The organism is Brevibacillus sp. AG162 (assembly GCF_006715575.1).
GTDB lineage: Bacteria > Bacillota > Bacilli > Brevibacillales > Brevibacillaceae > Brevibacillus > Brevibacillus brevis.
In genome coordinates, this window is record NZ_VFNO01000003.1 from 878424 (window position 1) to 890970 (window position 12547).

The 12547-nt window shown below is 43.7% G+C and carries 11 protein-coding genes; 9 read left to right on the plus strand and 2 right to left on the minus strand.

Going from position 1 to position 12547, the window contains the following annotated elements:
• The first annotated feature begins 42 nt into the window (after positions 1-42).
• The 9 genes from FB479_RS13890 to FB479_RS13930 all read left to right on the plus strand — a co-directional run bounded on the left by FB479_RS13890 (position 43) and on the right by FB479_RS13930 (position 10545).
• Positions 43-654: a DUF4304 domain-containing protein gene (locus FB479_RS13890; protein WP_142065668.1), complete on the plus strand. Its 612-nt coding sequence runs from the start codon at positions 43-45 to the stop codon at positions 652-654.
• Between the two features lie 198 nt (positions 655-852).
• Positions 853-1323, plus strand: coding sequence for a hypothetical protein (locus tag FB479_RS13895; protein ID WP_142065669.1), 471 nt, complete (start codon positions 853-855; stop codon positions 1321-1323).
• Positions 1324-1829: 506 nt separating this feature from the next.
• The gene (locus tag FB479_RS13900) at positions 1830-2087 is read left to right on the plus strand and encodes an autorepressor SdpR family transcription factor (protein WP_007729097.1); all 258 of its coding nucleotides are present in this window, start codon (positions 1830-1832) and stop codon (positions 2085-2087) included.
• Between the two features lie 16 nt (positions 2088-2103).
• A complete protein-coding gene (locus tag FB479_RS13905; protein ID WP_142065670.1) occupies positions 2104-2727 on the plus strand; it encodes an SdpI family protein in 624 nt (207 codons plus the stop codon).
• A 1-nt stretch (position 2728) separates the two neighbouring features.
• Complete coding sequence (locus FB479_RS13910; protein WP_142065671.1) at positions 2729-3484, plus strand: CPBP family intramembrane glutamic endopeptidase; 756 nt, start codon at positions 2729-2731, stop codon at positions 3482-3484.
• Between the two features lie 237 nt (positions 3485-3721).
• Positions 3722-6841 (plus strand): efflux RND transporter permease subunit, encoded by a 3120-nt coding sequence (locus FB479_RS13915; protein ID WP_142065672.1) that lies wholly within the window; start codon positions 3722-3724, stop codon positions 6839-6841.
• 24 nt (positions 6842-6865) lie between these two features.
• Positions 6866-8200 carry an efflux RND transporter periplasmic adaptor subunit gene (locus tag FB479_RS13920; RefSeq protein WP_142065673.1) on the plus strand — a complete coding sequence of 445 codons (1335 nt, stop codon included), beginning with the start codon at positions 6866-6868 and terminating at the stop codon, positions 8198-8200.
• A 21-nt stretch (positions 8201-8221) separates the two neighbouring features.
• On the plus strand, positions 8222-9004 hold the full coding sequence (lgrE, locus tag FB479_RS13925) for a linear gramicidin aldoreductase LgrE (RefSeq protein ID WP_142065674.1): 783 nt from the start codon (positions 8222-8224) through the stop codon (positions 9002-9004).
• Entirely contained in the window at positions 9001-10545 is a 1545-nt protein-coding gene (locus FB479_RS13930) for an aldo/keto reductase (protein WP_142065675.1), read from the plus strand. Before lgrE ends, FB479_RS13930 begins: the two co-directional genes overlap by 4 nt.
• Before the next feature lie 83 nt (positions 10546-10628).
• On the opposite strand, the gene FB479_RS13935 is transcribed toward FB479_RS13930, so the two are convergent.
• Positions 10629-11393: an ABC transporter permease gene (locus tag FB479_RS13935; protein WP_142065676.1), complete on the minus strand. Its 765-nt coding sequence runs from the start codon at positions 11391-11393 to the stop codon at positions 10629-10631.
• A 1-nt stretch (position 11394) separates the two neighbouring features.
• The gene (locus FB479_RS13940) at positions 11395-12330 is read right to left on the minus strand and encodes an ABC transporter ATP-binding protein (RefSeq protein ID WP_106655316.1); all 936 of its coding nucleotides are present in this window, start codon (positions 12328-12330) and stop codon (positions 11395-11397) included.
• Between the last annotated feature and the right edge of the window lie 217 nt (positions 12331-12547).

Here is a 12547-nt window from a genome sequence, read left to right on the forward strand (position 1 = left end):
CGACATAACAAAAAAATCAATCGTAAACTTCGAGGGGGAATCATGTTGCAGCAGCTCTTTAACGATATGATTAAACAGGATGTAAAGCCGTTCCTTTCCAAACGTGGCTTCGCAAAGAAGAGTTTGAATTTCCATAAGAGAACAGAAAGCCTCATTTACATGTTCAACTTCCAAAAATCTGCTGGCAATGCAGCGGACAATGTAATGTTTTATGTGAACTGCGGTATTTATGCAGCAGAGTTCGCACAGATACAATCGAGAGAGCTTCTAACAGCACCTCAAGAAGCGGAGTGTCACTTCAGAGCAAGAATTGGCGAAATTGTTGAGTCTGCTCCAGATCGATTTTCAATCACTCCTGATACGAATATGGATGATATAAGAGAAACGCTGCTAAGTGGATTAGAAGAGGTTATTCATTTCTATGATACTATGACCAGTGCCAGATCCATTGTTGATTATTACTCTTCAGGTCCATATTTGCATCTGGCCGAAGAGAGCTTTCATTTGCTCTTACAATCCAAGGATGTAGTAGCAGCAAAACATTATTGGAAGAGTTTGCAGGAAAAGTACGGAAAAGAAAAGCGATGGTCCATATTCGAGAATAAATACTCGGCCATCTTCAATAAATACGGAGTGGAATTTGATGAGCGATAAGTCAGCATATCGACGGATTTTTTGTATGTGATGATAGCCCGCGCAGCGGTCAGTCTAAGACTTTATTTTCAGGTCTTAGGTGGCCGCTGTTTCATTTCGTGGAGTCAGTAGATAACCAATTTTTGGTAAAATAGGCGAACGAGATAGGCGGAAAGTCCATAACGTAAAGTGTGTTAAAGCCATTGGAGGAGGGAATTTATGTACGGATGGTTTCAACAAGAGAGTTATTATCCAATTTCAGCGGGAGAAGGCAGACACTACAACGATTACGAATTACGGAGACATATTTCCAGATTAGAACGACATCTGGTGGAAGTACAAGAAGCATTATCAGCATGTACGAAAAAGAATGGCGCATTAAAAAAGGATTTAGAAGTTGTTAGACAGCAAAGCCCAGTGCAAACTCAAAATGATCAAACCTACCAACAGCCAGCAGTAGATAAAGTAAATGTCAAATGTATAGTAGCGACAGAGACATCGGTAACCTTTGAAATATCGGGAAAAAGATTAACATTTGATAGGGATTATTATGGGAATTATGTAGGTGAATATACCCCAGGAAAAGTATACGTAGCCATGGCGGATTATGGAGCGGGGCAAATCTATCTATCCATGAAGGATGATAATGAAATTTGGCATACATTTAGATATTCACGTATCCAATCGTAATTGACTAGTTGTGCTTATGAAAGTCAGTGGCAACAAAAGAAAGAGATTGTTCGCTTAGATTGATTCTTGTCGAGTGATACCTGATGCGAGAAAATGCTTATGTCACTCGGCATTATACATACTTCGGAAAGTGCTATGTAAGCAATATATGGCCCAAACCAAAGAAGTGGCAGACCGATGTCATTTTGATGGTTGAGAATAATAGCCTATAAAAAGAGACTTGAATATTCAGTGAAAGTGTAATGAAATGTAATTGTACGTATGAGTTGGGATAAATTGTATAAGAATTGTTGGAGGAATTTTGTATTTATGGTAGAATTAAATGCAGAACGATCACAAAGCAACATAGCTCACCTCTAGAAATTCTAAACTATACGAATATCCTAAAACTCCCTCCAACCAGTGGTGTCTTACGTACGAGCTGGCACAAAGCATTTCTCAACGCTAATATTTAGATAAATTCCTAAATATCTAAAAATGATGGATGAAAGTAGGATCGATTGATTATGTCAATGAATTACGCATTTAAGGCACTCTCTGATCCCACAAGAAGAAAGATTCTTGACCTGTTGAGGGAGAAAGATATGACGGCTGGAGAAATAGCCGATCATTTTCAAATGACAAAGCCCAGCATCTCCCACCACCTTAGTTTATTGAAACAGGCACAAATGGTTTACGACGAACGAAAAGGGCAAAACATCTACTACTCACTTAATACGACCGTTTTTCAAGACTTATTAAAATGGTTTATCCAATTCCATTAGAAACGGAGGTAATCACATGAATAAATCCAATTTGTCTATTTTATTTTTTTTCATCAGTGTTGTCTTGGGCGTCATTTGTTATCCCTCAATGCCAGATCAGATGGTCATTCATTGGGGTCCAAATGGCGAACCGAATGGTTTTGCGCCTAAGCTTGTGGGTGTATCCTTTATTCCGGTTGTGATGCTGTTTATATTCGTGGCTGTTCGCAGACAAAAACAATATTACCAAAAGTTTCAAAGCAGTCACGATACAATCTTGCATACATTAATGATCGTGCTTCTCGTCATCCATAGCATGATAATCGCATATGGATACGGGTATATGTTAAATATTGGGATATTCGTCACGCTTATCTTAGGAATTCTCTTTGTCACGATAGGGAATTTTATGCCTCGTTTTCGACATAACTATCTGATTGGGATACGCACGCCATGGTCACTCGCTAGTGAAGAGGTCTGGAAAAATACCCACCTATTGAGTTCCCGTGTTTTCTTCATCGGAGGAATCCTCATCATGCTCACCTCATTTTTACCAACGACCATTCATTATGTCCTGATGTTGCTCATTGTATTGGTGACGATTCTGATTTCTATAGGAAGCAGCCATTACTACTACAAAAGAACAGGAAGGGGAAAGTAAAATGAAAAACTTGAAAATAGCAATTCTGTTATCATTGGTGAGTGCTATCGGCTTTATCGCAGCTATTCCCTATTTGCTGGCAATTGGTGGGGATGCATTAGCAATGATACCTCTCCCGCTGCCAGTTGCCATGGCAATTTTCGTCTTGCAGGGAAGCATCATGGCATTTCTGTTTTCGTGGATTGGTTTGACCTTCGCAACCAAGGTGGGGCTGGATGCCCCTGTCCTTCGGAAGTGGCTATATAAAACGGGTGGAGAGTCCTTCAACAAAAAGGGAATCATTCAAGCAGTCCTCTTTGGATTGGCAGCAACAGGTCTTCTCCTCATACTGGAACTCGCCGTTTTCCAACCATTGCTGCCAATCTTGGCGGAAAAAGCCCAAGACGTAGAAGTGTCGGTTTGGGCAGGTATCCTGACAGCCATTCAAGGCGGAGTATACGAGGAAGTCATGGTTCGTTTGTTCATGATGACCATGATCGTGTGGATTTTGAGCAAACTATTCGGACGTAAAGCCTCCCCTAAGCCATGGATGTACTGGGCAGGCATCATTGGGGCAGCCCTTATATTTGGGCTTGGTCATCTTCCTGCGGCAAATGTCTATTTTGGTGAGATTACCCCGCTGTTGTTCATTCGCACGATCGCCCTTAACGGGGTGGCAGGTATATTATTCGGTTACCTCTACTGGAAGCGCGGGCTGGAGTATGCAATGATTGCTCACGCGATAGGGGATATCATCCTTCATGGTTTCATTAAATAAGAACGCTTTCCACACGAATCCGTTGTGTGTAGAAACATACAAGCGTTCGACATTTCGAGAGATTTTTCGAGTGAGTAGATCAAAAACTCCGTCGCAAGGTGGTTTTTGGTCTTCTTTCTGTTTTGTAAAAAAGCGAAATGAAAAACAAAATTTAATTTTTATGGAAATTTATTGAATACCGAAAAAATGAGGGGTAATATAGAGAATGGAATTTATTAGGAATGAGGGGGGCATGCCTTGCGTTTTCTAACGAATTTTTCTCTCAGAAACTCAACAGCTATTATTATTATGAGCCTGCTTGTCGTAGTCAGTGGAATCATTGCTGCCATGTCACTCAAGGTAGAGAACATGCCGGATATCACTTTCCCTGTGCTTCTAGTCAACACTACTTATCCGGATGCATCACCAGAAGATGTTCTCGATGATGTAACGAAGCCATTGGAACGTGAAATTGGGCATGTAACAGGCGTTAAGGCAGTGGAGTCATACTCAAGCAACAATAGTTCCACGCTACAGGTCTACTTGGAGACTGGTTCAGATGTACAAGCTGTCAGAGACGAGCTGGAAAGAAAAATCTCCAGTATCGCGCTTCCTAGCAAAGTAAGCAGACCGCAAGTGATGATTCAGGGCTTCAGCAATCAACCCGTTTATTATCTGTTTGTGACAGGACAAGATAAGGAGAGTGGACTCGATCATTTTGACAACGATGTGAAAGAAACAGTGCTCAAAGAGTTAGAAGGTATTGAAAATGTTGATAAAGTATCGACAATAGGCGGACAATTCAAAGAAATGAAAATCCTGCCAAATATAGATGCGCTAAACTACTACGGAATCTCTCCGTTGCAGTTGAAACAGCTTTTACTTGACAATCACGTAGCTCTGCCAATCGGTGCGATCACCGAGGATGGGGAAGAGCGCATCATTCGCGTGGTAAGCCGTTACCTCAATGTGGAAGATATTCGTAACACCAAGATATTCCTCCCAAGTGACCCGAAAAATGGGCTTACCTACGTCAGGCTTGGCGAGATCGCAGAAGTCAATTTTGATCAGGCCGTTAATTCGATCAGTCGCTTTAACGGCAAGAATGGAATTAACATCAATATTTACAAAACACGTGACGCCAATGCGGTAGAAACCGGTGATGCCATCAACGAAAAACTATCCCTATTAAAAGAAGAGTACCCGGACTTAACCTTTACCACGATTTATGACACTTCTGTTGATATCAAGAATTCGATTAACGGCATGCTCAAGGAAGGCTTGCTTGGAGCTATTATGGCTTCTGTAGTCATCTTGTTGTTTTTGCGTCATGTAAATGCAACCCTCATCGTCCTAGTCTCTATCCCAACATCCATCCTAGTAAGTATGATCTTCATGTCCTGGATGGGCATAACTCTCAATATGATCACACTGTTCGGGATGGCAGTGGCTGTAGGACGAGTTGTGGATGACAGTATTGTCGTCATCGAGAATATTTTCCGCCACTTGCAATTGAACAAAGAGCGCAAGGAAAACTTGATTCAAATTGCCACCCACGAAATGCTGCATGCAATTACCTCATCGACTTTTACGACAACAGCCGTATTTTTACCCATTGTGTTTGTTGGAGGGATGATCGGAGAAGTTTTCCGCCCATTTGCATTAACCGTCGTCTGCTCGTTGTTTGCCTCACTATTGGTAGCCGTGACGATTGTTCCACTGTTAGCCAAGCTGATAATCCTAAAAGACCACAATATCAAGGAATATGAACATGGGAAAGGGTCTGACACGTACAGGAAGTTACTTCACTGGTCACTCAACCGCAAGCCCGCTATCGGATTTCTGTCGCTCATTCTATTGGTAGCAAGTCTAGCGCTTCTCCCGTATATGAAATACGGATTGTTTCCTGATCCGGAAGCGAAGTACATATTCGCGCAAGTAACGATGCCAAAAGGTACACAACTAGATGTTCTCGATCAAACGGTTGCCCAGGTCGAAAGCAAATTGCTGGAGCAGCCTGAAGTAGAGTACATAGAAATCAATCTTGGCTCTGAAAATGAAGCGGAAATACGCCAATCGAACCAATCCCTCTTAATAATCAAAACAGCGCCAGATGTGAATCTCGACCAAACCATCAAGAAATTTGAGGGAATCGTCAAACCAATGATTCCGCTTGGATCTGAAATGGCCTTGACTAAACCTGGTAGCAGCGATACCAACAAGTTCAAGGTGATCCTGTACGGGCCAGATCTGGATCGTTTGAAAGAGGCAAGCGAAATTGTCAAATCAAACTTGAAAGTAAGTCCTCTGTTGACCAACGTGAAGGACAATTTGAACGATTTCAAAAATGAAGTTGTCATCAAAGTCGATAGAGACAAAGCCTCGGAACTGGGAGTTTCCCCTGTACAGGTGGCTCAAGAGGTCAACCTCCTGGTCTCGGATACCCAAATCGGCAAGATCAAAGTCGACGACAAAGACTATAATCTTTTCTTTGGACTCGGGGAAAACCATGCGAAATCGCTAGAGGAACTGAACAATATTTACATTCAAACGCCAAGCAAGCAACAAGTGCGTTTGGTGGATTTTGCCGAGATTGACCAAGAAAAAGTTCAATCACAAATCATGCGCAAGGACGAAAAACAATTCGTACAAATTACAGCAGATATCACGAGCGACAACAAAGGAGGAGCGAGTAATTTCCTGTTTGCGATGTTGCAAGCGGAAAAATTGCCTGCTGGAGTTACATTGTCATCTGAAGGTGTCTCAAGCGACATGGAAAAAAGCTTTAAAGATATGCTCTTAGCCATTGGTGCAGCAATTTTTATCGTCTACATTGTCATGCTCATCACTTTTGGCAATGCTACGGCTCCGCTCGCAATTCTACTGTCCCTACCACTTGCTGTGATCGGCGGATTATTTGGCCTGTTTATTTCAGATACCGTTCTTGATATAACGGCACTGATTGGCTTTTTGATGTTGGTCGGAATTGTTGTTACCAATGCCATCGTGTATGTGGACAATATCCAGCATCGAAGACTGGAAGGGACTTCTATGCGTGAGGCAGTTGTCGAAGCAGGCGTTACCCGATTACGCCCTATTATTATGACAGCAGTTGCGACAGTCAGCGCGCTCTTGCCGCTTTACCTCGGCTTTTCTGAAGGAGCCTTGATGACCAAAAGCTTGGCGATTGTGGTCATTGGTGGTCTGGTTACTTCGACGATCCTGACCTTAATCGTGGTTCCTATCGGCTATGAATTACTGTATCGGATCAAAAAAGAGTTTTTTGCCCCTGATACCAAAGAAGCGGAGATCGAGCCAAGTGAGGATATGTTTATTTCCGTGCTGAGAAGTTTACGCGATATGAAAAAGTCTGGGTAAGGCAGAGGGAGGAATTTACTAAAAATGAAGAAGACGAAGCTAATCAGCTCAGGTGTGGCATGTCTTATAGGCTTGACGATCATCTCGGGATGCAATTCTCAATCCGCAGAAAAGACCAATTCTAATGAAGGAAGAACACCAATCGAAAGCCAGTCCAGTACGGAGATTGAAACCATTAAAGTGGAGAATTCCGTTGATGTTCAAGTAGAGGAAGTAACAGAAGGAGAACTCAAAGAATCCGATAGGTTGCTGGCGGAGGTATTCGCTAACACGGATGTGAGTATTTACGGTAAAACTACCGGGACCGTCTCGGAAATTCTAGTGAAAAAAGGAGACACAGTAAAAAAAGGGCAAGTCATCGGAAAGCTGGATCAAACCGAAGCGCAATTGAAACTGCGTCATGCTGAGGCGGCATTAGCAGTCGCCAACGCAAATCTAGAGCATTCCAACAAAATGGGGACGTCCAGCGAATTGGCAAACAGTCAACTGAAGCAGGCGGAGCAAACCTATGCGAGTGCCCAGCGTACGATTGCACAAGGATTGACGCTGGCGCAAGCAAATTACGACCGCGCTAAAAAGCTGTTTGAAGAGAAAGCTTTGTCCAAAAGTGAGCTTGAGAACGCAGAAAACGCATATCTGCAAGCAAAAAACCAGTATCAAAGCCAGCTAGATCAGGCGCAAACCGCTTTAATTAATGCTCGGACGCAAGTGAATACAGCCGACAAAAATGGACGAGTCACGCAAGCAAATGTGCAACAAGGAAAGGTGGAAGTGGATATTTCCAGAAATGCGTTGGAAAACACACTGATCAAATCAACAATAGACGGCATTATCACCGATATTCAAGTCCAAGAAGGCGATACGATCAACCCGCAAAAGCCTATAGCAACGGTAATTAACCTTGACCCGATGATTGTGAAGGTGAATGTGTCAGAAAAAGCGTTGGCAAGCTTCCAAAAAGGAACACAACTAGATTTGCAGGTTCCCTCTCAAAATATCAAGGTCAAAGGCAGTATTTCCTACGTGGGACTAAAGGCTTCTGACCAATCTAAGCTTTTCCCCGTGGAAATAGAAGTGCCAAATCCAAAAGGTACGCTACTTCCCGGAATGAAGGCGGAAGTGTCTTCAAAGAAAGGACAAGCAGGTATTCTCATACCGACAGATGCCATTCTTGAGCGAAATGGGAAGTCGGTAGCCTACGTCGTGGACGGAGAAAGAGTAGCTGAGAAGGAAATCTCGATCGCTTCGAAAGGAACGGAGAAGACGCTTATCGGCTCCGGAGTGAAACCAGGAGACAAGGTAGTTATCAAAGGACAATCACAATTAAAAGATGGTGCCAAAATTCGCATTGTTCCCTAAGTAATTTCGAGGAGGATACCTATGCAAAAGATGTACGTTTCCCAGAACCGATGGCTACTCTCTGCAAAAATGACGGCGGAGGCAGAAGTGTTATTATTTTGCTTTCACTATGCGGGTGGTCATGCTGGTATTTATCGGGATTGGCAAAAAAAGCTGCCCGTTCAGATTGGCGTTTGTCCTGTGCAGCTGCCAGGCAGAAGTAATCGCTTTTTAGAGCCTTGCTACACAGATTTGTCTGTAATGATTCGTGATCTGGCAGAAGCGCTGCTTCCCTATCTGAATCGACCGTTTGCCTTTTTTGGACACAGCATGGGAACGTTGGTCAGCTTTGAACTGGCCAGATATTTACGCAAACATTACAACCTCAAGCCGCAGCACATGTTTGCATCCGGATACCATGCCCCGCATCTGCCAGATCCGGGTGAAGCCATTCATCATCTCCCAGATCAAGAGTTTCTGGAGGGCGTACGAACGATGAATGGCACGCCAAAGGAAATTTTTGAGGACAAGGAGATTCTGAATATGCTTCTCCCTACGCTTCGGGCCGATTTCACGATATGCGAGACGTATCGTTATCAAGACGAGGAACCGCTGGACTTCGGACTGACGGCCATTGGCGGTTGGCAGGACCCGGATTTTTCCGTAACACATCTCGAAGGCTGGAAAGATCACACGAACGCTTCTTTTCAATCACACATACTGGAAGGGGACCATTTTTTCATCCATTCTCAACAGGATCAAGTCCTTACTATTGTCGGGTCAACTCTTCAAAATTATCTTGCCGGGTATAGGGGGATAGGATGATGACAGGAAAAGCAACACGAGAGGGGACACAGCGCCTAGCACAGGCCAATCCCCATCTTTTCTATAAGCAATTTGGCAGCTTCGATGTGTGGATCAGTCAGGTTGGATTCGGAACGTACCGGATTGATGAAAAGGATGAGCAGTACCAGCAGGCACTCCGTAAGGCACTGCTCGAAGGAATTAACCTGATTGACACAAGTAGTATGTATACAAATGGTAGCGCTGAGAAAGTCATCGGTCATGTGCTGAAGCAGCTGATAAGTGAAGAAAAAATAAAGCGGGAAGAGCTTGTAATCGTATCCAAGGCCGGTATCGTCCAAGGCGAGGATTCCGAAGAGACGATGAAGAGGACAGCGGAAGGCAAACCGTATCAAGACTTCACAACGGTACATGAGGGAATGTCGATATGTATCCACCCAGAATACCTTCAAGACCAGTTGACACGGAGCCTGCAGCGCTTGCAGGTGGAAACGATTGATTGCTACATGCTGCACAATCCAGAGTGGTATTTACTATGGGCAAAAATGAAAAAGATCAAACAACAGGAAGCATATGATGAATTATTGGAACGAATTGAGAAGGCTTTTCGACATCTGGAGAAAGAAGTAGAATCAGGTCGGATTCAATGCTATGGTGTCAGTGCCAATTCGTTTGTCAGCAATGTCAAGGAATTTGATTTTGTTGGGCTGGATACCCTCTGGGAGATTGCTGAAAAGATAACGCCGAATCACCATTTTCGCGTTATCCAGTTTCCAATGAACATGTACGAATCCGGTGCCATGCTCGAAAAAAGCCATGCGCAAGGCAAGAGTGCCTTGTTATTTGCCAAGGAAAAAGGACTTGGTGTCATGACCAACCGGACGCTAGATGTAACAGCGAAGGAAAAAATCTTCCGCCTGACGAACATCCAACTAGATCTGAGCACGGTCATTGACGAAAAAGAAGCCATTCGTCAAATCAAGGATTGTCTGAATCGTGTAGAGGATGTAGAGGATCAGATCGTCTATCGCGTCTTACCATTACTTAAAATGGAGAAAGAAGATGTGAAAGAGCTGAAGAAAAAAATATCATCTGGAGCTACACTCCGCAAATACTGGAAAAAGCTATACTCTGCCACAAATGTGCAAAATGTGAGAAGCTTTTTGTTTGAGCCGATCATCGAAGATATTCGCAAGACAATTAAAAAACATGAGGGCTTGGACGACCAGACGCAGCAATGGCTGGATGCCTACAAGGCTGCTCTCATGGAGACAGCTGAAGCTTTGAAGAGCTACTACGCCCCCAAAGACTACCAGCGTTCACTGGATATCTCGAAAGAGCTGACGAGGGTGAAACCGCATTTAATGACAACAGATAACCTAAGCCAAGCTGCGATTAGAACGATGCGCGCCACTCCAGAGGTACACAACGTCCTCGTGGGGATGAGACGTGAGCATTATGTAGAGGATGTACTCATGGAATTGAAGAGACCTTTGGATACGATCATGCAAGAAGAAGACTGGCACACAATGACCCAAACCCTTAAAGAGGTTATTGGTTAAAAACACCACCCAAATAGTAAAACCACCTTATGGAATCGTGTGACGACAACGATTTCATAAGGTGGTTATTTTTCATACTTCGGTTATTTCCATTTGCTGATGATATGCTCGCGATCAAACACTTTGATACTTATCTGGAACAAGATCAGGGCAACCACCGCACAAATTGTGACCATTCCCAGATAGATTACCGGATTGCTCATCATGGAGAGGAAGATGACCTGACTAACAGCAAGTCCGATGATCGGCAGAACCAGTATGGCACCAAATTGTTGGGCTGCTGCGACATTGTCAACTTTGGAGGAAACAATGACGCTCATGGATACGCTGATGATCGAAATAAACGGGACCAGCAGGAGCATCGCGAGAATAAATACGATGGAGAAATACTCGCTAGCATTTTCAAAGGTTGCAAAGATAAACCCTAGAAAGATTAGCTGGACAATCCAGGTCAGTGCAATGGAAGGCAAGGAATACGCTAGGACCTTACCAAGCAAAAACTCCTTGGTGGAAATCGGGGTGACCAGTACGCTTTCCAATGTCCCTGTCATTTTTTCCATGATGATGCTCGTCGTGGCAAATGTTAAGGGGATCATGGCCGGTACGATCAGGAACAAGAGAAAATAGAAGCGAGCAATGGCAATATGACCATCTGCACCTGCCATGTTAAGGAGGGGATTGGTCAATTTCATCAGGTTAAGGATGAACTCCATCTTACCGTTTTGGGCAAATACAGTGGTGATCAGAGCGACAACCAATATAACGAATGGTGCAGCAAGATTCGTAATCAATACGGAGCGTGCAGCGAAAAGCTCTTTCCATTCCCGGAGAATAACAAATCCCGGCATTCTAGATCGCCTCCTTTTCTTGATTCAACAAGCTGAGATAGGAGTCCTCCAGTGACACGGAGATGGGTGCTATGTAATTGACGGTAATATCCGCTTCGACCAGCTTTTTGATCAGCTGTGGGTTCGAGGTCTTCGGATTCGCTACCCTCAGGTGGAACTGATCTTCGGTGCGCTTATACGTCTCAACTTCCGCGGCGGCTTTTATAATTTGTTCCGACTTTTGAGAATCCTCTCCTACGTCAAGAAGCACATTGTAGGTGGTCCACTCTTCGCGGAACTTCTGTGGGGTCGTTAAACGAATCACCTCACCCTTAATGATGGCGAATTCATGACATAACTCATCAATTTCTGCTAGGATATGTGAACAAAAGATGATCGTTTTTCCAGACGCAGCCCACTCGCGAATCAGATCTTTCAACTTCCGAGTGCTGACAGGATCGAGATTAGCTGTGACCTCGTCTAAGAAAAGCACTTCGGGGTCGTGTAAAATCGCGCAAACAATCGAAAGTTTTTGTTTCATCCCTTTTGACAATCTGCCAGCAGGATCGTTTCTTCTGTCCCACAAATCGAATTGGCGAAGCAAATACTCGATGCGTGAAGCACGCTTGGCTTTGGGAATCTGGTAGCAGGAGGCGAAGAATTCCAGGTTGTCCAACAGAGAAAGCTTGTCATACACCCCAGGAGATTCTGTTACACAACCAATTTTTTTGCGAATCTCTTCTTTGTTCTTGCTGATTGGATGACCGAGGATGGTGACTTCTCCTGACGTAGGCTCAATGAGGCAGGACAGGATTCGTAGAGAGGTTGTTTTTCCAGCTCCATTAGGTCCAAGTAGACCAAAAATTGTACCTTTGGGAATCGAGAGGGAAATGCCATCGAGAACTTTTTTGTCTCCGAACGATTTTTTGAGATCCTTAATTACGATTGCAGGCTCCATAAAAAAATCCCCTTTTCTAGACTTTTCTGTGATCCGATTTTGTGTGCAGCTCCCGTTTATTAACTTTCAGAATATTGAAATCTTACGAATACCAACGAGTGTATTACAAAAATGGGCAGAAACAATTGCAGATTGAGAAGGAAATTGCTTGTCTGGTGAGGTGAAATACTGAGATGAGGGTATAACCTTCCCTTCCCTAATACACAGAGGCAATTTT